20 protein-coding genes are annotated in these 21,748 nt (G+C 59.9%); 2 read left to right on the top strand and 18 right to left on the bottom strand.

Annotated features, from left to right (window positions below; genetic code table 11):
• The 18 genes from AC3WP7_RS15435 to AC3WP7_RS15350 all read right to left on the bottom strand — a co-directional run bounded on the left by AC3WP7_RS15435 (position 1) and on the right by AC3WP7_RS15350 (position 18,988).
• Positions 1 to 804 carry an ABC transporter ATP-binding protein gene (locus tag AC3WP7_RS15435; RefSeq protein ID WP_071490959.1) on the bottom strand — a complete coding sequence of 268 codons (804 nt, stop codon included), beginning with the start codon at positions 802 to 804 and terminating at the stop codon, positions 1 to 3.
• Positions 801 to 1,949, bottom strand: coding sequence for an ABC transporter permease (locus AC3WP7_RS15430; RefSeq protein ID WP_071490960.1), 1,149 nt, complete (start codon positions 1,947 to 1,949; stop codon positions 801 to 803). The genes AC3WP7_RS15435 and AC3WP7_RS15430 overlap by 4 nt, the downstream gene beginning before the upstream one ends.
• Before the next feature lie 54 nt (positions 1,950 to 2,003).
• On the bottom strand, positions 2,004 to 3,035 hold the full coding sequence (locus tag AC3WP7_RS15425) for a DUF5924 family protein (protein WP_093527058.1): 1,032 nt from the start codon (positions 3,033 to 3,035) through the stop codon (positions 2,004 to 2,006).
• Between the two features lie 68 nt (positions 3,036 to 3,103).
• Entirely contained in the window at positions 3,104 to 4,489 is a 1,386-nt protein-coding gene (locus AC3WP7_RS15420) for a M16 family metallopeptidase (RefSeq protein WP_102592495.1), read from the bottom strand.
• A 57-nt stretch (positions 4,490 to 4,546) separates the two neighbouring features.
• A complete protein-coding gene (locus AC3WP7_RS15415) occupies positions 4,547 to 6,205 on the bottom strand; it encodes a Na/Pi cotransporter family protein (RefSeq protein ID WP_093120118.1) in 1,659 nt (552 codons plus the stop codon).
• Between the two features lie 212 nt (positions 6,206 to 6,417).
• A complete protein-coding gene (locus AC3WP7_RS15410; protein WP_014716354.1) occupies positions 6,418 to 7,185 on the bottom strand; it encodes a TerC family protein in 768 nt (255 codons plus the stop codon).
• 65 nt (positions 7,186 to 7,250) lie between these two features.
• Positions 7,251 to 8,558 (bottom strand): CitMHS family transporter, encoded by a 1,308-nt coding sequence (locus tag AC3WP7_RS15405; RefSeq protein ID WP_102592494.1) that lies wholly within the window; start codon positions 8,556 to 8,558, stop codon positions 7,251 to 7,253.
• 378 nt (positions 8,559 to 8,936) lie between these two features.
• A complete protein-coding gene (locus tag AC3WP7_RS15400; protein ID WP_102592493.1) occupies positions 8,937 to 10,898 on the bottom strand; it encodes a DUF7844 domain-containing protein in 1,962 nt (653 codons plus the stop codon).
• Positions 10,895 to 11,215, bottom strand: coding sequence for a DUF2388 domain-containing protein (locus tag AC3WP7_RS15395; protein ID WP_058424449.1), 321 nt, complete (start codon positions 11,213 to 11,215; stop codon positions 10,895 to 10,897). Before AC3WP7_RS15395 ends, AC3WP7_RS15400 begins: the two co-directional genes overlap by 4 nt.
• Before the next feature lie 26 nt (positions 11,216 to 11,241).
• Complete coding sequence (locus AC3WP7_RS15390; protein WP_092250853.1) at positions 11,242 to 11,550, bottom strand: DUF2388 domain-containing protein; 309 nt, start codon at positions 11,548 to 11,550, stop codon at positions 11,242 to 11,244.
• Positions 11,551 to 11,630: 80 nt separating this feature from the next.
• On the bottom strand, positions 11,631 to 11,951 hold the full coding sequence (locus AC3WP7_RS15385; protein WP_071490967.1) for a DUF2388 domain-containing protein: 321 nt from the start codon (positions 11,949 to 11,951) through the stop codon (positions 11,631 to 11,633).
• A 136-nt stretch (positions 11,952 to 12,087) separates the two neighbouring features.
• On the bottom strand, positions 12,088 to 12,273 hold the full coding sequence (locus AC3WP7_RS15380) for a DUF1127 domain-containing protein (protein ID WP_092250850.1): 186 nt from the start codon (positions 12,271 to 12,273) through the stop codon (positions 12,088 to 12,090).
• A gap of 262 nt (positions 12,274 to 12,535) precedes the next feature.
• Positions 12,536 to 12,751 (bottom strand): DUF1127 domain-containing protein, encoded by a 216-nt coding sequence (locus AC3WP7_RS15375; RefSeq protein ID WP_012721550.1) that lies wholly within the window; start codon positions 12,749 to 12,751, stop codon positions 12,536 to 12,538.
• Positions 12,752 to 13,069: 318 nt separating this feature from the next.
• The gene (gene scpC, locus AC3WP7_RS15370) at positions 13,070 to 14,563 is read right to left on the bottom strand and encodes a succinyl-CoA:acetate CoA-transferase ScpC (RefSeq protein ID WP_092250847.1); all 1,494 of its coding nucleotides are present in this window, start codon (positions 14,561 to 14,563) and stop codon (positions 13,070 to 13,072) included.
• 179 nt (positions 14,564 to 14,742) lie between these two features.
• Complete coding sequence (locus tag AC3WP7_RS15365) at positions 14,743 to 16,179, bottom strand: NAD(P)(+) transhydrogenase (Re/Si-specific) subunit beta (protein ID WP_071490970.1); 1,437 nt, start codon at positions 16,177 to 16,179, stop codon at positions 14,743 to 14,745.
• On the bottom strand, positions 16,179 to 16,499 hold the full coding sequence (locus AC3WP7_RS15360; protein ID WP_003220416.1) for an NAD(P) transhydrogenase subunit alpha part 2: 321 nt from the start codon (positions 16,497 to 16,499) through the stop codon (positions 16,179 to 16,181). Before AC3WP7_RS15360 ends, AC3WP7_RS15365 begins: the two co-directional genes overlap by 1 nt.
• Before the next feature lie 15 nt (positions 16,500 to 16,514).
• Positions 16,515 to 17,636 (bottom strand): Re/Si-specific NAD(P)(+) transhydrogenase subunit alpha, encoded by a 1,122-nt coding sequence (locus tag AC3WP7_RS15355; RefSeq protein ID WP_102592492.1) that lies wholly within the window; start codon positions 17,634 to 17,636, stop codon positions 16,515 to 16,517.
• Between the two features lie 452 nt (positions 17,637 to 18,088).
• A complete protein-coding gene (locus AC3WP7_RS15350) occupies positions 18,089 to 18,988 on the bottom strand; it encodes a LysR family transcriptional regulator (protein ID WP_093514284.1) in 900 nt (299 codons plus the stop codon).
• Positions 18,989 to 19,146: 158 nt separating this feature from the next.
• Between AC3WP7_RS15350 and AC3WP7_RS15345 the strand changes: the two genes are divergently transcribed.
• Together AC3WP7_RS15345 and AC3WP7_RS15340 are read left to right on the top strand one after the other, a co-directional pair.
• Positions 19,147 to 20,328, top strand: coding sequence for an acyl-CoA dehydrogenase (locus tag AC3WP7_RS15345; protein WP_093120099.1), 1,182 nt, complete (start codon positions 19,147 to 19,149; stop codon positions 20,326 to 20,328).
• Between the two features lie 12 nt (positions 20,329 to 20,340).
• Positions 20,341 to 21,561, top strand: coding sequence for a CaiB/BaiF CoA transferase family protein (locus tag AC3WP7_RS15340; RefSeq protein WP_093120096.1), 1,221 nt, complete (start codon positions 20,341 to 20,343; stop codon positions 21,559 to 21,561).
• Positions 21,562 to 21,748 lie beyond the last annotated feature (187 nt).

The following is a 21,748-nucleotide window of genomic DNA, read 5'->3' as shown; positions in this document are numbered from 1 at the left end:
TCATACCTCGTTGAGCGATTGAGCGGCATCCAATGCCGCGCGGCCACGGGGGCCGTGGAAATATTCGTGGATCCACGCGTCGTCGGTTTCCGAGACAACATCGATGGCATCGGCCACCAGCACTTTCTTCTGTGCCAGCACCGCCACGCGGTCGGTAATGGTGTACAGCGTGTCCAGGTCGTGGGTGACCAGGAATACGCTCAGGCCCAGCGCATCGCGCAGCGTCAGGATCAGTTGGTCGAATTGCGCTGCACCGATGGGGTCGAGGCCCGCCGTGGGTTCGTCGAGGAACAGAATGTCCGGGTCCAGCGCCAATGCGCGGGCCAGGGCGGCGCGCTTGATCATGCCGCCGGACAGCGACGCCGGATATTTGTCCGCCGCCGACAATGGCAGCCCGGCCAGGGCCAGCTTGACGGCGGCCAAGTGCTCGGCGTCGCGGCGGCTGAGGCCGGCGTGTTCGATCAAGGGCAGCGCGACGTTTTCGGTAACGGTCAGCGAGGAAAACAACGCGCCCTTCTGGAATAGCACGCCAAAGCGTCGTTCCACCAAAGAGCGTTCGTGCTCCGGCAGGCTCGGCAGGTTCTTGCCGAACACCCGCACCTCACCTTCGCTGGGACGACGCAGGCCGACGATGCTGCGCAACAGCACCGACTTGCCGCTGCCGGAGCCGCCAACCACTGCGAGGATCTCGCCCTTGTACAAATCCAGGTCGAGGTTTTCATGCACGCTCTGGCTGCCAAAGCGATTGCACAGGCCGCGCACTTCAATCACCGCCTCACTGGGCGCTCGGTGTAGACGACTCACCAGCCCATCTCCATGAAAAACAGCGCGGCCACGGCATCCATCACGATCACCACAAAGATCGATTGCACCACGCTGGAGGTGGTGTGGGCACCGACCGATTCGGCGCTGCCGCTGACCTTGAAGCCTTCCAGGCAACCAATCGCAGCGATCAGGAACGCAAAGATCGGCGCTTTCACCATACCCACGAGGAAGTGCTGCACGCCGATGTCCGATTGCAGCAGCGAGAGGAACATCGCCGGCGAAATATCCAGGGCCACCGCGCACACCACGCCGCCGCCGATGATGCCCGAGAGCATTGCCAGGAACGTCAGCATCGGCAGCGCCACCAGCAGCGCCAGCACGCGGGGCAGTACCAGCAGCTCCATCGGGTCCAGGCCCAGGGTGCGGATCGCGTCGATTTCTTCGTTGGCCTTCATCGAGCCGATCTGTGCGGTAAAGGCACTGGCGGTGCGGCCGGCGATCAGGATCGCGGTGAGCAAGACGCCGAATTCCCGTAGGAAAGAGAACGCCACCAGGTCTACCGTGAAGATCGTCGCACCGAAGCTCTTGAGCACCGTGGCGCCGAGGAAGGCCACCACCGCACCCACCAGGAACGTCAGCAAAGCCACGATGGGCGCGGCATCCAGTCCGACCTGTTCGAGGTGCGCAACCATGGGCGTCACGCGCCAGCGCTTGGGGCGCAAGATGCTACGGGCGAAGGTTTCGAGAATCAGGCCGACGAAACCCAGGAGTTTCTTGGTGTCCTGCCAGACCGTGTCCACCGCACGGCCGATACGTGCCAGAACCTGAATGCCCGCCGCTTCTTCCGGGGCTTTTTCCGGCACGCAAAAATCATTCAGGGAACGGTAGACGGTCTTGAGCAGCGCGCGGTCGGCGGCAGACAAGCTGCAATCGGTCTGCTCGGCGGACTGCTCGATGCGGGTCGGTCCCAGCAGTTCCACCAGCAACGAGGCGCCGGCGGTATCCAGGGCGCCGAGGCCGTTGAGGTCGATGCGCGCGCCGGCGTCGTATTGGCCGTCGAGCTTGTCCGACAGCTTTTTCAGGCTGGCATAATGGGCAAGCGTCCAGTCCCCCGTAATCCGCAGTTGTGGCGGGGTGGTGGACGTATCGAGGTGGGCTGCGCCGGCCGTTGTAGGGGGGGTCATAAGCTCCGAGCTTGTTTGGCTATCCACAATTCCTACGTAATAGCACGATACGGCCTACTTTGGGTTGTCCGTTTGTGCTGAGTCCGTCACCTTGAAACGCAGCACACCGATCACCTGCCCGTCTTCGGTCAGCACCCGCACCTGCCAGCGGCCCACGGCGTCGGCCGGGAAATTCTGTTTGTGGGTCCACGCGCGGTAACCCTCTTTGCGCCCGCCGTGGATATCCAGGGCGATGCGGTCGACCTCTTGGCCGTTGAATTTCCACACGTGGTAGATGCGTTCATCCAGTCCACGCGGCGCATTGATCGCGGTATAGGCGTACAGCCCACCGCTGCGCAGTTGGGCGGCAGTGACTTCCTTGAGGTCGTCGCCTGGCGTGCGGTCCTGCAGTTGGGTGCTGATGGCCACTTCGGTCATCCACAAGGTGGCCGGAGGCACCCAACTGCGCAGGAACCACCCGGCGCAGCCGATGGCGGCGGTGACCCCGAGCAGCATCGCCCAGCCTTTGACGCTACGCAGCGGCAGGCTTACCGCCAGGCTGGGGATCGACAGTGCCATGGCCACGCCGAGGGCCAGTTTGTAACTCTCGGCGGTGGTCAGGTGCAGGATGATCGGCAACGCGGTGAGCAGCGCCGCGAACAGCGTAAAGGTGTGCAGTGCAAGGAACAGCGAGCGCTTGGGCGCCAGCCACTTGTAGTACAGCGGGTCGGTGATCGAGATCAGCGCCGCCGCGCCAAGCAAGCCCGTGAATATTGATTGGCCACTGTTCCACGCGGTGGTGACGAAAAAGAACGGCAGCACGAAAAACAGACTTTCCTGGTGGATCATCTGGGTTGCGTAGCGCAACAGCGGTTCGGGGATTTCGCGCTTGAAAATCCTGGTGAACAGCTGGGTGAAGCTGTTTTCCAGCATCAGCCACAGCCAGCTCACCAGCATGATCACCGCAATCCAGCTGGCCATGCCCTGCTGGCGATCCACCAGGATGAAGCTGCCCACGCCTGAGATAAAACCGCCGAGTGCAATCACCCCTGGGTAGCGCTTGATCAGCTCGAGGATGCGCTGGATTAAGTGGGTCAGGTTTGGCATTCGGCGGTTCACAGTCTTATAGGAAAAAATCCCAGACAGAATAACGTCTTAGGCCGTTGTCCGGTGCCTCATTGCGCAATCCGTTTGCGATAAAGCCGCACGCCGATCAGCACAAAGGCGATCAGTCCCAGCACTGCGGCGCCGATCCAGCTCAGCATGTCGTAGCTGAGCAGCGGTTTTTCGATACGCCAGTAACCGGGCTGCTTGAACACTTCACGCATGGCCTGGTTGGTCTGGTCCAGGCTCACGGCCTTGATGCGCTTGGCCGGGTCTCTGAAGTGGCCGTTGTTGTAATCGCCGGACGCGCTCCAGTAGTAGTCGGCCAAGGCGCTGTTGCCTTGCACGGCCCACGCCTGGCGCGCAATGGCAGCTTGTTGCAGTCGCGCAAATACCGCTGGGTCGAGGCCGTCCTTGAGCAGTCGGGCCTTGAGGTCCTGGAGTACGTGTTCCGCTTCGGGGAGGTTTTCCCGCTCTAAGTCGGCATTCAGGCTGAGGAAACCGACACCGCCGAGTACTTCGCGCTCGCTCCAGGGGCCGTAGGACAAACCGTGCTTGAGACGCAGTTGGCGGTACAGCGTCCAGTCGAGGTAATCCTTGAGCAGGTCGTAGGTTTCATCATGCCCCTCGTCCAGCATCGGTTCGGGAAATAACCAGTGCAATTTGGCGCTGTTGCCGACCCAGCCGTGGATCAACTCGCGATGGCTGGCAGCGGCGTGTTGTATTTCCGGCAGCGCCGGATGCTCAGTGGGGTCGACCGGGTCGAGTTTGCCGTAGGTGCGTTCCAGGTAGGCGGGCAGCAGTTTGTCGAGGTCGCCGACGATAATCAGGGTCATGTTGTTGGGGGCGTACCAGCGTGCGCGCAGGTTCTCCAGCTGGTCGCGGGTCAGGTGGTCGACCTCGGCGCGCTCGGCGCATTTGAGCCCCAGTTCGACGGCCAATTGGTTGCTGGCGGTGTGGCCCAGGTCCTGGCGGTCCAACAGGCGTTGCAGGTGTGAGTAGTGGCCGCCGTCTTCGCGCTCCACTACCCGCTTGGCGGCGTTGATATTGGCGTCGGTCAGTTCGGTGCGGGTGATGATCGCCAGCAGCAGGTCCAGCACTTTGCGCTGGTTTTGCGCGGGCGCCTCGATCACAAAGGTGGTATCGGCGTTGCTGGTGTAGGCATTCCACTCGCCGCCCAGGGCTTGCATACGGTCTTCCAGCTCGGCTTCGCCACCGCCGTCGATGCCGCTGAACAGCAAGTGTTCGAGCAGGTGCGGCAGTTCCTTGTCTGCGCAGTTGAAGTCATCCAGGCCTACACCGACCACCAGGCGGATCGCTACATGCCCGCGCTCGGTGCCCGGTTTGAGCAGTAATTGCAGGCCGTTGGGCAAGGTGTAGCCTTCGACTTGCAGGCGGTCAAAGGCAAAGGCGTGGGCAGATCCCATGAGCAGGCAAGCGAACAACAGGCGACGCATAACAAGCTTCCTGGCGAGTGAGGTCATTTTTAACTGACTTCACGGGCCACCGTACGTTCAGGGCGAATGTGTGATGTCGGCAATATCTTCGGCGGAGAGCGCGCCGGTGTCAGACGTTTCCAACACTACATAAGCACTGCTGCAAAACAACGAGTTCAGGCGTTTCATATCGGCAATCAGTTCCAGGTGCAGGGAGCTGGTCTCCAGGCTCTGGACGATCTTGCGCTGAAGGCGGCTGACATGGGCGTGGGCCAGGCGCCGCTCCTGGGCGCGGAAGCGGCGCTTCTCGCGCAGCAACTGGCGGGCGCTTTCCGGGTCGGCACTGAGGAACACCGACAACCCCAGGCGCAGGTTGGCGATCAGCTGGCTGTGCAGGCCGGTGAGTTCTTCCAGGCCCACTTCGGAGAACTGACGACGCTGGGAGGTTTTCTGCTGCTGGACTTTGCGCAGCATGCGTTCGATCAGGTCGCCGGCCAGTTTCAGGTTGATCGACAGTTCGATGATCTCGGCCCAGCGCCGATTGTCATGTTCACTGAGGTCTTCCCGGGGCATCTGGGCCAGGTAGAGTTTGATCGCGCTGTACAGCGCTTCGACATCATCGCTGAGGCTGCGCATTTCCTGGGTGATCGCGGTCTGCTTGCCGCGCAGCACTTCGAGCATGGCGGTGAGCATATTGTCGATCAGGTCGCCCAGGCGCAGGGTCTCGCGGGCAGCGTTGGCCAGTGCCAGGCTGGGTGTGGCCAGGGCGGCCAGGTCCAGATGGCGTGGTTTGGCCTTGCCGTTCATCTCTTCGCGCTCAGGCAGCAACCAGGCACACAAGCGGGCCATCGGGCCAATGGTGGGCAACAGGATCAGGCAACGGCTGACGTTGTAGAGCAGGTGGAAGGTGATGACCATGCCTTGCGCGCTGTAGTCCAGGCCATCCATCCAGCGTACGAGCGGGTCGAGTACCGGGATGATCAGCAGCAGGCCGATCAATTTGTACAACAGGCTGCCCAAGGCTACCTGGCGTCCGGCAGCGTTCTGCATGCTGGTGCTGAGGAACGCCAGCACGCCGCTGCCGATGTTGGCGCCGATCACCAGGCCGATGGCCACGTGCAGGCCGATCACACCGGCGCCGGCCAGGGTGGCCGTCAGCAGGACGGCGGCCAGACTGGAATAGGAAATCATCGCGAACAAGGCGCCGACCAGAGCGTCGAGCAGGATGTCGCCGGTCAGCGACGCGAAGATGACTTTGACGCCCTGGGCGTGGGTAATCGGCCCGGCCGCTTCCACAATCAATTGCAGTGCGAGGATGATCAGCCCGAGGCCGATACCCACCCGGCCCAACTGCCCTGCCCGCGTCTGTTTGCGTGACAGGAAGAAGATCACCCCGAGAAAAATCAGCAGTGGCGACAGCCAAGACAAATCAAACGTCAGCACCCGCGCCATCAGCGCGGTACCGACATCGGCGCCGAGCATGGTCGCCAGGGCGGGCATCAGCCCCATCAGGCCTTGGCCGACAAAGGACGTGACCAGCATTGCCGTGGCGTTGCTGCTCTGCACCATGGCCGTCACCAGGATACCGGCGATAAACGCCAGCCAGCGCTTGGACATGTTCTGCCCGATGACTTGGCGCAAGTTGGAACCGTAGACCCGCAGGATGCCGGTACGGACGATATGCGTGCCCCAGATAAGCAGGGTCACGGCGGAAAGCAGATTGAGCAAGGTCAGCATGCTCGGCCCCCCGTGTGGGTGCGCTCGAAAATGAGCGAAGGAAAGTTGCCGCGTGCCGCTCTACGTCTTGTACTTAAGCTGTAGTTGGCGAATGCGCTCTGCGCCAGCATCGCATAGCTAAAGTGGGGATTGAAATAAAACTGTCATGAAATCAGCTTTTTGCGGATAAAAATAAGGGGCCTGTGCAGGCCCCTTAATTGTCTGGCTCGGGTTTATTGACCCGGAATGTCTTTGCGCAGTTTCACAGGATCCTGCTGTTTCTTCTTTTTCGCGATCGCGGTGCGCATCTTGATGTTCACCGCTTCCACCGCCAGCGAGAACGCCATGGCGAAGTAGACATAGCCTTTTGGCACATGCACATCGAAGGATTCGGCGATCAGCACGGTACCGACTACCAGCAGGAACGACAACGCGAGCATCTTCAACGACGGGTGCTTGTCGATGAATTCGCTGATGGTGCCGGCCGCCAGCATCATCACCAGCACCGCTACGACAATCGCCGCGACCATCACTGGCACGTGGGAGACCATGCCGACCGCAGTGATCACCGAGTCCAGGGAGAACACGATGTCGATGATCGCGATCTGGATGATGGTGTAGATGAACTTGCCACCGGCGCCCTTCGGCTCGTCGTGGGTTTCGTCTTCACCTTCCAGCGCGTGGTACATCTCCTGGGAGCTTTTCCACAGCAGGAACAGGCCACCGAAGAACAGGATCAGGTCGCGACCGGAGATGCCTTGGCCGAAGACCACGAACAGGTCGGCGGTCAGTTGCATCACCCAGGTGATCGACAACAGCAACAGGATGCGCGTGACCATGGCCAGGGCCAGGCCGAAGATCCGGGTGCGTGCCTGCATGTGCTTGGGCATGCGGCTGACCAGGATCGAAATCATGATGATGTTATCGATGCCCAGGACGATCTCGAGGGCCGTCAGGGTGAAGAAGGCAATCCAGATTTCCGGATTGGTCAGCCATTCCATGTGTATTCCTTTAAGCGAGTGTTAAACCGCGCAAGCTGCAGCGCCGCGCGGTTGGGTGTTTGGGATTATAGAGTGCTGAAAAGCGGAATAATCCCCATCAGCAAAGCGGCGACCATTATGCACAGGCATACCAGCACTGCCCACTTGAGGGTGAAGCGCTGGTGATCGCCAAATTCGATACCTGCCAAAGCGACCAACAGGTAGGTCGAGGGCACCAGTGGGCTCAACAGGTGCACGGGTTGTCCGACGATCGACGCACGTCCCATTTCTGCAGCCGTGATGCCGTAGTGGCTGGCGGCTTCGGCGAGTACGGGCAGCACGCCATAGTAGAACGCGTCGTTGGACATGAAGAAGGTGAACGGCATGCTCACCAGTGCGGTGATCACCGCCAGGTAAGGGCCCAATGCATCTGGGATGACCGCCAGCAGGCTCTTGGACATGGCATCGACCATGCCGGTGCCCGACAGGATGCCAGTGAAGATACCGGCCGCGAAGATCAACCCAACCACCGCCAGTACGCTGCCGGAGTGGGCGGCGACGCGGTCTTTCTGCATCTGCAGGCACGGGTAGTTGACGATCATCGCGATACTGAACGCCACCATGAACAGTACCGGCAGCGGCAGCAGGCCGGCGATCAGCGCGCACATCAGGGCGAAGGTCAGCGCGCCGTTGAACCAGATCAGTTTTGGGCGACGGGCGTCCGGGTATTGGGAGACGCTGATCTCGCTGTGGTCGATCTCATCGCCTTGCAGGTGCAGTTCGCCCAGACGTGCGCGCTCGCGCTTGCCGTACAGGTAGGCGATCGCCAGGATCGCGACCACACCGGCGGCCATCGCCGGGATCATCGGCACGAAAATGTCCGAAGGGTCCACATGCAATGCACTGGCGGCACGAGCGGTCGGGCCACCCCAAGGGGTCATGTTCATCACGCCACCGGCGAGAATGATCAGGCCGGCCATGACCCGTGGGCTCATGCCAATGCGCTGGTACAGCGGCAACATGGCGGCCACGCAGATCATGTAGGTGGTGGCGCCGTCACCGTCCAGGGACACGACCAGGGCCAGTACAGCGGTGCCGACCGAGACTTTCAGCGGGTCGCCCTTGACCATTTTGAGGATCTTGCGCACGGCCGGGTCGAACAGGCCGGAGTCGATCATCAGGGCGAAGTACAGAATGGCGAACATCAGCATCACGCCGGTCGGCGCAAGCTTGGTGATACCGGCCAGCATCATTGGGCCGATCTCGGGTGCGAAGCCACCGAACAGCGCGAACAGGATCGGCACGATGATCAGGGCGATCAGCGCGGACAGGCGCTTGGTCATGATCAGGAACATGAACGTGATGACCATGGCAAAGCCAAGGAAAGTCAGCATAGGAATACTCCAGGCGTAGCGCGGCTAGGGAATGGCGAACCGGGTGGCGGTCAGCGCAGAACGAAAGGCACGAGGCGTACGGGTGGAGTTGGGGCGAACAGGCGGGTACGGGCGGACATCGGGAATCACCATTGTTGTTGTTAACAGCCGGTCTGTTGCCGGCAGTGGGGGCGATCCTAGACGGGTAAGCTTTCAGCCAGCTTTCGCTGAAAAAACAGGTGACGAAGGGGATGCACGCGGTCCCTGGATTTATGTAGATCAACATGTGGGAGGGGCTTGCCCCCGATAACAGGGTGCCAGTCACTGCATGCGCAGGCTGACACACCGCTATCGGGGGCAAGCCCCCTCCCACATTTGTCTATATTTTGCTTGAGGTTTTTAGGGCAGTTCGAGGCCGCCGGCGGCTTTGTGCAGCCTGCGCAAGTGTTCGCCCACCAGCTTGAGGTTGGCTTCACAGGCGGCAATCTCGGCTGAGCGGGAAGGCTCCAGCAGTGCCCTCACCTCTTTATCCAGTTCGCCGGTCAGCGATTGCAGCTGCTTCTGGCGCTCGGCGCTTTCCGATTCCAGGCGCGTGGCTTCCGAAGGTTGCGGCAAGCCATAGCCGCCGCTGCCGAGCAGTTCCGCCGGGCGACTGAGGAAACCGCTGTTGGCGAGGATCTGTTGCAGCGTGGCGTTGGCTTTTTCCATGCCACCGTTTTTCAGCTCGCGGGCGCCGAGGTAGCGTTGTTTGACTTCGTCCTGGGCGAGCATCAACTGCTTGCGAAAGCTCGCCTGCTCCAGCAGCAGCAACGCGGCGCTGGTGCGCAGATCGGCCTGGTCGAACCACTGGCGACGCTCCTCGGCGCTCAGGGATAGCCAGTCTTCGACCTGGGTCTGTTTGATCGGCAGGTGTTTGCGCAGCACGTCGAACATGGCTTGGTAGCGTTCGCGGAAGGAGTCGAAGTGATAACCCAGGCGCAATGCCCTGCGTTTGTCATCCAGCACACTGGTGTCGGCCAGGCCGCGTGCGCTCAGCACCTCGAGCAAGCCATTGGGGGTGATGTTGTCCAGGCCGGTCAATTGCGGGTTGGCGCTGCCGCTGCGTAGCAGTTTCAGGCTTTCCACCGCACAGTTGTTGGAGATGAAGAAGTAGTTGCCGTCGTAGCTCCAATGCATTTCGGCGGCATGCTCGACGGTATCGTTGATTTCCTGGCGGGTCAGTTTCAACGGCACCGAGGCCAGCCCGCGCAGCTCGGTCTTGGTGTATTCATCGATCACTTGCGCCAGCGGCAGCACGAACAGGCGCGAGGGGTACTTGCCGACCAGGCCATCCCAACTCGACAGCTGTACGTCACCGACGAACGCGCGATAGGACAAAACCAGATGCTGGTCCAGGTCCAGCCGGCAATCCGGCCCACGCGGGCGCCCCGGTGCGCAGATCACCAGGCGCAGCATGCTGTGGCCCCAACGGCTGACCAGGTTCTGGTTGGCTTCGGCCAGCAGGTAGTCGATCTCGTAGACGCGCTCCGGGTCCACATGGCCCAGCGGTGTCTTGGCAAAATCGTTACCGGCATTTAGGAAGGCGTAGGTGCTGGCGCAGGTGTCTTGTTGCGGCGGGGCCCAACCGAAGTGTTCCTTGTAATAGCGGAACAGCGCGGGACGGCGGCAGGCGTAGCCAGGGTCGAGGAGGAAATACTCCATGTTGACCGCGACGAACTCCAGCGGGCTGGTGGTTTCGTAAATGTCCGGGCTGCGAGCCACCTGATGGTTGTGCTGCTCACGCTCGCCACGGCGCCCGACGTATTGCGGCCAACCGGCCAGGTCCAGCAGGCGTGGATCATCGCTCAGGGTAAAGCGCCGGCCATTCTGGCCACGGCATTGATCAGGCAGGCCGATCAGGCCGGTGAGGTTGTTCTGGCGGCTGCAGCGATTGATCAGCGTGCGGTCTTCTTTGGACCACAGGCGCGCACGGTCATAGATGTGGGTCAGTTCATGCAGCACCGTGGCGAGCATTTCCCGGCGCACAGTGCCATGGGGGCGATTGGTTTTCTGGGTGGCGGCGCTACCGTCGGTCAGGCTGGCCAGCAGGTTGCTGTTGAGGTCCAGCTCGGACACGAGCGAGGCTTGCCCGTAGGCGTTCTCGGGCATCTTGTCGGTCCAGCCGACATCAATGCGCCGGTCCAACTGCTCGACGAAGCGTGGCGGCAGGGAACGCATCGCTTCGTCGAGCAACGCCTGGCTGGCCTGTTGTTCAGCCGGGCTCAGACCTTCGGTCTTGAGTCGCAGCTGCAGGCTGGCCTGGGCTGCGCTGGCGCACAGCAGCACTGCCCCGGCCAGGAGCCAGGCGACGATTCGCCTCACAGTGCGAGGATGGCTTCGGCGAGGGTCTGGTCGCTGGCGTCGCGGGCTTCCGGCAGGCGTGTGCGCAGGGTGTCGAAGGCGGCCTCAAGGTGGGCGCCACGGATCTCGCCATTGCTGGCGACGAAACTGGCGGCGTCATCGTGGGCTTCGCGCACGACTTTGGAGTCGCGGATGGAGGTGGTGGTGTCCGAGGTGAAATCAATGGTGCGGCCGGAGGCGCGAACAATGATGTTACTGGTGGCCACCAGCGTATGCGCCTGGGCGATGTCGGCCAACAACAGCAGGCCCAGGGTGGCAGCAATCAGCGGGCTACGCATGGAATGACTCCAAAAAATAAGGATGATTATTGGACGAGAATTGCCTGCGCCAGTTCAAGGTCGCTGGCGTTAAGTTTTGGTTGGCTGCGGCGCAGATAATCCAGTGCCGACTCCAGCCGCGCGCCCCGCCATTGGCCGTCAGTGGCGATAAACGCAGCGGCGTCATCCTGGGCGGCCATTATCACTTTTCTGTCGAAGGGTGCGGAGGTCACCTTGCTGGTGACATACGCGCTCACGACGGTGCTCTGGGTGGTGAGGTCAAAGGCTGAAGCCATCGGCGACCAAGCGAACGAAAACAACGCAGGGACGATTAAAAGGCGGTATGAAAAAACCATGGCACTCGACAACTGAAAACGAGCGCCAAGGCTAGCGCAATGCCCGGGCGAGAGCCAGCGCTCGGGCGTCCGCCTTGTCGTCAGATGGCCAGGATGGCTTGGGCCAGTTGTGCGTCAGTGGCAGTGTTCAATTGCGGCGCCTGCTGGCGGATCTGGGCCAGGGCGCTTTCCAGCTTCACGCCACGGATGGCGCCTTCGCTGGCGACAAAGCTGGCAGCGTCGTCACGGGCTGCACGCACGACCTTGTTGTCACGTAGAGAGGACGTGGCATCGGAGGTGGCGTCGGAAGTGGCCTTCAGCGCGCCGACGATGGAGTCGGTGGTCACGATGAAGCTGCTCGCGTTGGCGTTGGCAGCCAGGGCCAACAGGGTGGCAGCACTCAGCAGGCGAAGACGGGACATGGGATGACTCCAGTAGATGAACGGATAAGGTGGCGCAGGGCAGCCATTGGGGATCAGACGCCTGTACTACGCGGTTCGCCACGTGGTGACTGGATATTAAGCCGCCGCTTATCCGTTCGGGAAGCGCCTTGACTGCCTAGTCACGCCAGAACGGCTTGGACAGCTCGGCCATTCGGTCGCCCTGGCTGATGCCGACGTCGGAGAGCTCCCGGGTATCAAGCTGCGACAGTTGGCGTCGTTCATAAGCGTGGCGTAGCCATTTAGCCAGGATGGAGGCTGCCTGGCGTGGCAGTCGCTTATAAAGGGGGGGTGACGTATCCATGGTGAGTACCTTTCATGAGGTCTTGGAACACCATGTTGGCTGGCGGCGTCCGACCGATACAGATACACCAATATTAAATTGTACTGCTTAACTGTTATATTTTTTTAACTGTACCTATTGCTGTGCTAGGCTTCTGTTTTCCGTTAAAAATCCGAATCCCGGAAACAACAAAGCCCGCCTCCGGTTTCCCGGGGCGGGCTTTGTTTTGACAAATCAGGTTGCTGGCAGTGGACCCGTCAGGTCAGGGCCAGCGAGCGCTGAATCAGCGCCAGAACGGCTTGCTCAGCTCTTCGTAGCGTTGAGCTTCGCTGATACCTGCGTCAGCCAGCAGACGCGAATCCAGACGAGCCAGCTGGTGGCGGCTGGAGATGCGGCGCTGCCACAACATCAGGTTGGCGATAACGCGCAGAGGCAGGGAGGCCTGGGTGTTTACAGCTTTTTCTTCGAAGAACAGTTCGGAACTGAGTGTACGTTCCATGATGACATCCTTCCGCTTGTGGCGGGATTAGGTAGTGGTTTAACTGATGCCAATGATCCTCTTCCGGCGCAACACTCTCTAGATACAGTTCACCTGTATTGTGAGGGGCCAGTTAACTGTTTATAGCTGCTGTACTGTACGTAAATGGGGCAACTGTATCTGTCCGCACTGAAATAGTGCGAAATAGGTATTTTCGGTGAGGTTCGTAGGATATTTCGGTAGGAAATGACCGGTACAGCAGTACAGTTTTATCAATAAGTCGGGGCGAATCCATCGAGCTGATGAAACTGTATTTGCATCAGCTCGGATCTGTATCAATCACGCCTTGAGCATGTGCCCGGTTTCTTCCAGGTTGATGTGCCAGCTCAGTGCTTCGCGCAGGATGTGCGGGGTATGCCCGCCGATGGCGCAGGCGGCATCGAAGTAACTGTTGAGGGCATCTCGGTAGGCCGGGTGCACGCAGTTGTCGATGATTACCCTGGCCCGCTCCCGTGGCGCCAGGCCACGCAGGTCGGCCAGGCCAATCTCGGTCACCAGGATGTCGACGTCATGCTCGGTGTGGTCCACGTGGCTGACCATTGGCACCACGCTGGAAATTGCGCCCCCCTTGGCAATCGACTTGGTGACGAAGATCGCCAAGTGCGCATTGCGCGCGAAATCCCCGGAGCCACCAATGCCGTTCATCATCCGTGTACCGCAGACATGGGTGGAGTTGACGTTGCCGTAGATATCGAATTCCAGCGCGGTGTTGATGCCGATAATGCCCAGGCGCCGCACCACTTCAGGGTGGTTGGAGATCTCCTGCGGGCGCAGTACCAGCTTGTCCTTATAGTGTTCCAGGTTGCCGAACACGTCGGCGTTGCGTCGCTCCGACAAGGTGATCGAGCTGCCCGAGGCGAAACTGAGCTTGCCGGCGTCGATCAGGTCGAAGGTCGAATCCTGCAACACTTCCGAATACATGGTCAGGTCTTCGAACGGCGACTCGATCAAGCCGCACATCACCGCGTTGGCAATGTTGCCGATACCGGCCTGCAGCGGGCCGAGCTTGTTGGTCATGCGGCCGGCGTCGACTTCCTGCTTGAGGAAGTTGATCAGGTGATTGGCGATGCCTTGGGTGTCGCTGTCGGGCGGCGTCACCGTGGAGGCGGAGTCGGCCTGGTTGGTGATCACGATGGCGACGATCTTTTCCGGTGGGATCGGGATCGCGGTGCTGCCGATACGGTCATCAACTTTGACCAGCGGGATCGGCGTGCGCGTCGGCCGGTAGGTCGGGATATAGATGTCGTGCAACCCTTCCAGGTTCGGGTTGTGCGCCAGGTTGATCTCGACGATCACCTGTTTGGCAAAAATCGCGAAGCTGGCCGAGTTGCCCACAGACGTGGTGGGCACGATATGCCCTTGTTCAGTGATCGCCACCGCTTCAATCACCGCGATGTCCGGCAACTTGAGTTGGTTGTTGCGCAGTTGTTCGACGGTTTCCGACAAGTGCTGGTCGATGAACATCACTTCACCGGCGTTGATTGCCTTACGCAGGGTGCTGTCGACCTGGAAAGGCATGCGTCGTGACAGTACGCCCGCTTCGGTCAGTTGCTTGTCCAGGTCATTGCCCAGGCTGGCGCCGGTCATCAGGGTGATTTTCAGCGGCGACGTCTTGGCGCGTTCGGCCAGGGCGTGAGGGACGGCCTTGGCCTCACCCGCACGGGTGAAGCCACTCATGCCGACGGTCATGCCGTCCTCGATCAGTGCGGCGGCGTCTGCCGCGCTCATGACCTTGTTCAACAACGAAGGCAAGCGGATGCGATCACGGTACATGGATTCTTATCTCAGGCTACGGAAGCAAGGTGCGCAGTTTAGTGATTTCAAAAAATTTCGGCCCGCTACCATGGTCGAATGCCAGGCAGCGATTTAGAGCCTTTGGTCGGGTTTCATGCAGTAATAAAAAACCCCAGCCTATCGCAGGCCGGGGTTTCGAGTATTGCGCTGAGGCAGTGTTACTCGACGGCTTTGACCATGTCTTCGATGACCTTCTTGGCATCACCGAAGACCATCATGGTCTTGTCCAGATAGAACAGTTCGTTATCCAGCCCAGCATAACCACTGGCCATCGAGCGCTTGTTGACGATGATGGTCTTGGCTTTGAACGCTTCGAGGATCGGCATGCCGGCAATCGGCGAGTTCGGGTCGTTCTTGGCGGCCGGGTTGACCACGTCGTTCGCGCCCAACACCAGCACCACGTCGGCTTGGCCGAACTCGGAGTTGATGTCTTCCATCTCGAACACCTGGTCGTAAGGCACTTCGGCCTCCGCCAACAGGACGTTCATGTGTCCAGGCATGCGGCCTGCCACTGGGTGGATCGCATATTTAACGGTGACGCCGTGGTGGGTCAGCTTCTCGGTCAGTTCTTTGAGCGCGTGTTGCGCCCGCGCCACCGCCAGGCCATAGCCCGGGACGATGATCACGGTGTCGGCGTTGGTCAGCAGGAAGGTCGCATCGTCCGCAGAGCCGGACTTTACCGGACGTGCTTCTTTTGAGCCCGTTGCTGCACCCGCATCCGGCGCATTGCCGAAACCGCCGAGCAGTACGTTAAAGAAGGAACGGTTCATCGCCTTGCACATGATGTAAGACAGGATCGCGCCGCTGGAGCCCACCAGGGAGCCGGCGATGATCAGCATCGAGTTGTTCAGCGAGAAACCGATGCCCGCCGCCGCCCAGCCGGAGTAGCTGTTGAGCATCGAGACAACCACGGGCATGTCCGCGCCGCCAATCGGGATGATGATCAGCACGCCGAGCACGAAGGCCAGGGCCAGCATCAACGCGAAGGCGGTGAGGTTGCCGGTGAACATAAACGCCAAGCCCAGGCCAAGTGTCAGCAGGCCGAGCACCAGGTTCAACTTGTGTTGGCCGCCGAACTGTACCGGTGCACCCTGGAACAGGCGGAACTTGTACTTGCCCGACAGCTTGCCGAACGCAATCACCGAACCGGAGAAGGTGATGGCACCGATGGCTGCGCCAAGAAACAGTTCCAGGCGGTTACCGGCAGGGATCGAATCGCCCAGGTGTTTGACGATGCCCAGTGATTGCGGCTCGACTACGGCGGCAATGGCGATGAACACTGCAGCCAGGCCGATCATGCTGTGCATAAAGGCGACCAGTTCGGGCATCTTGGTCATTTCCACGCGCTTGGCCATGATCGAACCGGCGGTGCCGCCGATCAGCAGGCCGACAATCACGTAGCCGATACCGGCAGTGGCGAGTTCAGCGCCGAGCTTATAGATGAGGCCCACGGTCGTGAGCACCGCCAGCGCCATGCCAAGCATGCCGAAAAGGTTGCCGCGTCGCGAAGTGGTCGGGTGTGACAGGCCTTTAAGGGCCTGGATAAAGCAGATCGACGCGATCAAGTAGAGCGTCGTAACCAGATTCATGCTCATTACTTAGGCGCCTCTTCTTTTGCTTTCGGGGCTTTCTTCTTGAACATCTCGAGCATGCGGCGCGTCACCAGGAAACCGCCGAACACGTTCACTGCTGCCAAGGCCACGGCCAGGGTGCCCATGGTCTTGCCCAGGGGCGTCACGGTGAGTGCGGCGGCGAGCATGGCGCCGACGATCACAATCGCGGAAATCGCGTTGGTCACCGCCATCAGCGGCGTGTGCAGTGCGGGTGTGACGTTCCAGACCACGTGATAACCGACATAAATCGCCAGCACAAAGATGATCAGGTTGTAGATACCGGGGGAGATAAGCTCTTCCATCGTCTGAATCCCTGCTTAGGCGTTTTTACGGATGACTTGGCCGTCGCGGCACATCAGGCACGCGGCGACGATGTCGTCTTCGAGGTTGATTTCAAACTGCCCTTCCTTGGTGAAGACCAGCTTCAGGAAGTCCAGCAGGTTGCGCGCATACAAGGCTGACGCGTCGGCAGCGACGGCACCGGCCAGGTTGGTCGGGCCGCAGATGATCACGCCATTTTCCACTACTACTTGGTCGGCGACGGTCAGCGGGCAATTGCCGCCTTGGGCGGCCGCGAGATCGATCACCACGGAGCCGGGCTTCATCTGTGCCACGGTTTCAGCGCTGAGCAACGTCGGAGCTTTACGGCCTGGGATGAGGGCGGTGGTGATGACGATGTCAGCTTGCTTGGCGCGTTCGTGCACAGCCAGGGCCTGGCGTTGCATCCAACTGGTGGGCATCGGGCGAGCGTAACCGCCGACGCCGACGGCGCATTCGCGTTCTTCGTCGGTTTCGTAAGGCACGTCGACGAACTTGGCACCGAGAGACTCGATCTGCTCTTTTACGGCCGGGCGTACGTCGGACGCTTCGATGACGGCACCCAGGCGTTTCGCTGTGGCGATGGCCTGCAAGCCCGCCACACCGGCGCCGAGGATCAGCACGCGAGCAGCCTTGACGGTGCCCGCGGCGGTCATCAGCATCGGCATGAAGCGCGGATAGTGATGAGCGGCGAGCAGTACCGCCTTATAGCCGGCGATGTTGGCCTGGGAGGACAGCACGTCCAGGCTCTGGGCCCGCGAGGTGCGCGGTGCAGCTTCCAGGGCGAAGGCTGTAATACCGCGCTCGGCCAACTTGGCAATGGTTTCGCTGCTGAACGGATTGAGCATGCCGACCAACACGGTGCCACTTTTGATCAGCGTCAGTTCGCTGTCGCTGGGGGCTACCACCTTGAGAATCAGCTCTGCGCCAAACGCATCGTTGGCACTGCCAATGGTCGCGCCTGCCGTTTCATACGCACTGTCGACGATGCTGGCCTTGATGCCTGCTCCGCTTTGTACAGTGACCTTATGGCCCTGGCCGATCAGCTTCTTGATGGTTTCCGGGGTGGCAGCCACCCGCGTTTCACCGGTATGGGTTTCGAGAGGAACACCAATGTGCACGTCAAATCTCCTGCATGATCTTTTTGCTTTTGATCTTTTTGTAAAAAGGCCAGTGCACCGCGAGTGGCGCAACTGGGGCGGCCGATCAGCACGATCCCGCTGAAATGACAGCGGGGCGCGGCATTTTGCAGGCGAACTTTACGGCCTTCAAGGGATTATGACGGGTGACGAAAAATTAACTACAAGTCACCCTGTGACTGATTGTCGCAATGCACTGAATTAAGCTGTTCAAATACATAGGCTTAAAGGGTTTCGCACGCTTTTCCAATATTTTTGCATGGTTGGTGTGAATGGTCGGCCATTGGCTTGCAATAGTCGCTATAAGCCACGTAATTAATGGCTTTCAGCTGTATTTTTACCTTTGAGATACGGTCTGTTTAAATGCGACATATATATACATCTGTAGGACTGTAAGTTGGTTGACTACAAAGTCAGCAATGTTGTTTTAGCCTTTAAACATTGGAGCTGTAGCGTTGCGACTGGTCGATGAGCCAGTCTCTGAACGCGTGCAACGAAGCGGATTCGATTTTTCTGTCGGGAATCATCAGGTAATAAGCCTTCGTACTGCTCAGCGCCTCGGGGCTTGCTATCACCAATTGGCCATCGTTCAATTCACGCTGGATAAGGAACGGGGGGATCAGCGCGATCCCCATGTCATGCATGGCCGCTTGGGACAACATCGAGAATAGCTCGTAACGGGGGCCTGTCATGTCGCGTGGGATGTTCAGATGTTGGGCGTTGAACCATTGGCGCCAGGCGTAGGGTCGTGTGGTTTGCTGCAGAAGCGGCAGTTCTGCAATCGCCTGGGCGCTGAACTGCGCACGGTCACCCAATAGTCGAGGGCTGCATACGGGTACAGGATTTTCGCCCATCAGCCGGTGGGATTCGGTACCGGACCAGTCGGCGTCGCCAAAGTAGATGGCGGCGTCGAACTCTGTGTCGGCAAACAGGAAAGGTCGGGTTCGATTCGTGAGGTTGACCGTGACCTCGGGGTGCTGGCGTTGGAAATCCTTGAGGCGAGGTATCAACCATTGAGTGCCGAACGTCGGGACTACGGCCAGTTCGATGGTGTTGGCGCCCTGCTGGCCCATGACGGAAAGCGTATCGCGCTCCACCGCATCCAGTTGCGTCGCCACGCGACGGCTATACGACAGCCCCGCCTCTGTCAGCTTTACCCCGCGCCGTGAACGGCGAAACAGCTCGACACTTAAAAACTCCTCGAGACTGGCGATCTGTCGACAGATAGCGCCTTGAGTGATCGAAAGCTCCTGCGCAGCCTTGGTGAAGCTCTCGTGGCGGGCTGCCGCTTCAAAACTGACCAAAGCGGTGGTACTGGGAATTTTCCTGCGCATATACCGTGTCCTCACTTGCTAAGGCGCATATACGCCATTTTTGGCTGCTTCGAAGTGAGAAATTAGCACAACCCTATGCGGAAACCTCGTTTGCCCTACGCGCATGGCGGGCCTACGCTGGCTCCACGACTTCCGATTTCTTCCGCGAGGGCTTATTCATGGCTGGCAAGGCAAGCTTCAACTGGATCGATCCACTGCTGCTGGATCAGCAGCTCACCGAAGAAGAGCGCATGGTGCGCGACAGTGCTGAGCAATTTGCTCAGGACAAGTTGGCGCCGCGTGTGCTCGAAGCCTTCCGCCATGAAAAGACAGACCCTGCAATTTTCCGCGAGATGGGCGAGACGGGCCTGCTCGGCGCGATGATTCCCGAGCAGTACGGTGGCAGTGGCTTGAATTACGTCAGCTATGGGTTGATCGCACGCGAAGTGGAACGTGTTGACTCGGGCTATCGTTCGATGATGAGTGTGCAGTCGTCGCTGGTCATGGTGCCGATCAATGAATTCGGCACTGAGGCGCAGAAGCAGAAGTACCTGCCCAAGTTGGCCTCTGGCGAGTGGATCGGTTGTTTTGGTCTGACAGAGCCTAACCACGGTTCCGACCCGGGGGCTATGATTACTCGCGCACGCAAGGTGGAAGGTGGCTACAGCCTGACGGGCGCAAAGATGTGGATCACCAATAGCCCGATCGCGGATGTGTTTGTTGTGTGGGGCAAGGACGATGCTGGCGATATCCGTGGCTTTGTCTTGGAGAAAGGCTGGAAGGGCTTGAGCGCTCCGGCGATTCACGGCAAGGTCGGGCTGCGCGCCTCCATCACCGGTGAAATCGTGATGGACAACGTGTTCGTGCCGCAAGAGAACATCTTTCCGGATGTGCGTGGCTTGAAGGGGCCTTTCACATGCTTGAACTCTGCACGCTATGGCATCTCCTGGGGGGCGTTGGGGGCTGCCGAGTTTTGCTGGCATACCGCTCGCCAATACACGCTTGATCGCCATCAGTTCGGCCGTCCACTTGCGGCAACTCAGTTGATCCAGAAGAAGCTGGCAGACATGCAGACCGAGATTACTCTGGCTCTGCAGGGTTGCCTGCGTCTGGGGCGCATGAAGGATGAAGGCACGGCGGCGGTTGAGATCACTTCGATCATGAAGCGTAACTCGTGCGGCAAATCCCTGGACATTGCACGGATGGCCCGGGATATGTTGGGTGGCAATGGGATTTCCGATGAGTTCGGAGTGGCGCGTCATCTGGTCAACCTCGAGGTGGTCAACACCTACGAGGGCACTCATGACGTGCATGCGTTGATTCTGGGGCGTGCGCAAACCGGTCTTCAGGCGTTCTATTAATAGGAGCACGGCATGGGCGCGCTTTCGCACCTGCGGGTGCTGGATTTATCTCGAGTACTGGCGGGCCCCTGGGCCGGGCAGATCCTTGCGGACCTTGGGGCTGAGGTGATCAAGGTCGAGCGGCCGGGCAGCGGCGACGATACGCGCGCCTGGGGGCCACCCTTCCTCAAGGATGCCTATGGTGAGAACACCAGTGAGGCGGCGTATTACCTGTCGGCCAATCGCAATAAGGAGTCGGTGACAATTGACTTCACGCGGCCGGAGGGTCAGGCGCTGGTGCGTGAGCTGGCGGCCAAGTCGGACATCCTGATCGAGAACTTCAAGGTGGGTGGTCTCGCGGCTTACGGGCTGGATTATGAATCGCTCAAGGAGATCAACCCGGAGCTGATCTACTGCTCGATTACGGGGTTTGGGCAAACAGGGCCCTATGCGGCGCGTGCTGGTTATGACTTCATGATTCAGGGCTTGGGCGGGCTTATGAGTCTGACTGGCCGTCCAGAGGGGGAAGAGGGGGCTGGGCCGGTGAAGGTTGGCGTAGCGCTGACGGACATTCTCACGGGGCTTTACTCGACCGTGGCGATACTGGCGGCACTGGCTCATCGGGATCATGACGGTGGCGGGCAACATATCGATATGGCATTGCTGGATGTACAGGTGGCATGCCTGGCCAACCAGGCGATGAATTACCTGACGACAGGTGTGCCACCAAAGCGCCTGGGGAACGCCCATCCGAATATCGTGCCTTATCAGGACTTTCCCACAGCCGATGGCGACTTCATCCTGACGGTGGGTAATGACGGGCAGTTCCGCAAGTTTGCCGAAGTGGCTGGGCAGCCACAGTGGGCAGATGATCCACGCTTTTCTACTAATAAGGTGCGGGTGGCCAATCGGGCAGAGCTGATTCCTCTGATACGTCAGGCTACGGTGTTCAAGACGACGGCGCAGTGGGTGTCGCAGCTGGAGCGGGTGGGGGTGCCTTGTGGGCCTATCAATGACCTGGCGCAGGTGTTTGCCGATCCTCAGGTGAAGGCGCGTGGGCTGGCGATGGCGCTGCCTCATTCGTTGGCAGGGATGGTGCCTCAGGTTGCCAGCCCGATACGGTTGTCCAAGACGCCGGTGGAGTATCGTAGTGCGCCTCCTCTGCTGGGAGAGCATACGGCCAAGGTGCTTCAGGAAGTATTGGGGCTGGGGGTGGCGAATGTGGTCGCATTGAAGGCTGCGGGCGTCATCTGAATTCTTTCTTCTATATAGAGAGCATTAGCGGCGCTTTATTGGTGGTTTTTTAATCAACTCTAACTAATTGATAGAAAAGCAAAATTAAGGGTTGACGGCAGATCCTGGAAGTCTATAATTCGCCCCACTTCCGGCGCAGTCGAAACGGAAAACTCCTTGGTAAACAAAGAGTTACGCAGAATTCGAC

It is taken from the genome of Pseudomonas sp. FW305-3-2-15-C-LB1 (assembly GCF_058787615.1).
This window is presented reverse-complemented; position numbering and strand designations above follow the sequence as displayed.

Bases quoted from the DNA above. Each gene is read 5' to 3' on its own strand.
- AC3WP7_RS15430 (WP_071490960.1), bottom strand. From the start codon at position 1,949: ATGACCCCCCCTACAACGGCCGGCGCAGCCCACCTCGATACGTCCACC.
- AC3WP7_RS15425 (WP_093527058.1), bottom strand. From the start codon at position 3,035: ATGCCAAACCTGACCCACTTAATCCAGCGCATCCTCGAGCTGATCAAG.
- AC3WP7_RS15420 (WP_102592495.1), bottom strand. From the start codon at position 4,489: ATGCGTCGCCTGTTGTTCGCTTGCCTGCTCATGGGATCTGCCCACGCC.
- AC3WP7_RS15415 (WP_093120118.1), bottom strand. From the start codon at position 6,205: ATGCTGACCTTGCTCAATCTGCTTTCCGCCGTGACCCTGCTTATCTGG.
- AC3WP7_RS15410 (WP_014716354.1), bottom strand. From the start codon at position 7,185: ATGGAATGGCTGACCAATCCGGAAATCTGGATTGCCTTCTTCACCCTG.
- AC3WP7_RS15405 (WP_102592494.1), bottom strand. From the start codon at position 8,558: ATGCTGACTTTCCTTGGCTTTGCCATGGTCATCACGTTCATGTTCCTG.
- AC3WP7_RS15395 (WP_058424449.1), bottom strand. From the start codon at position 11,215: ATGCGTAGCCCGCTGATTGCTGCCACCCTGGGCCTGCTGTTGTTGGCC.
- AC3WP7_RS15390 (WP_092250853.1), bottom strand. From the start codon at position 11,550: ATGGTTTTTTCATACCGCCTTTTAATCGTCCCTGCGTTGTTTTCGTTC.
- AC3WP7_RS15385 (WP_071490967.1), bottom strand. From the start codon at position 11,951: ATGTCCCGTCTTCGCCTGCTGAGTGCTGCCACCCTGTTGGCCCTGGCT.
- AC3WP7_RS15380 (WP_092250850.1), bottom strand. From the start codon at position 12,273: ATGGATACGTCACCCCCCCTTTATAAGCGACTGCCACGCCAGGCAGCC.
- AC3WP7_RS15375 (WP_012721550.1), bottom strand. From the start codon at position 12,751: ATGGAACGTACACTCAGTTCCGAACTGTTCTTCGAAGAAAAAGCTGTA.
- scpC (WP_092250847.1), bottom strand. From the start codon at position 14,563: ATGTACCGTGATCGCATCCGCTTGCCTTCGTTGTTGAACAAGGTCATG.
- AC3WP7_RS15365 (WP_071490970.1), bottom strand. From the start codon at position 16,179: ATGAGCATGAATCTGGTTACGACGCTCTACTTGATCGCGTCGATCTGC.
- AC3WP7_RS15360 (WP_003220416.1), bottom strand. From the start codon at position 16,499: ATGGAAGAGCTTATCTCCCCCGGTATCTACAACCTGATCATCTTTGTG.
- AC3WP7_RS15350 (WP_093514284.1), bottom strand. From the start codon at position 18,988: ATGCGCAGGAAAATTCCCAGTACCACCGCTTTGGTCAGTTTTGAAGCG.
- AC3WP7_RS15345 (WP_093120099.1), top strand. From the start codon at position 19,147: ATGGCTGGCAAGGCAAGCTTCAACTGGATCGATCCACTGCTGCTGGAT.
- AC3WP7_RS15340 (WP_093120096.1), top strand. From the start codon at position 20,341: ATGGGCGCGCTTTCGCACCTGCGGGTGCTGGATTTATCTCGAGTACTG.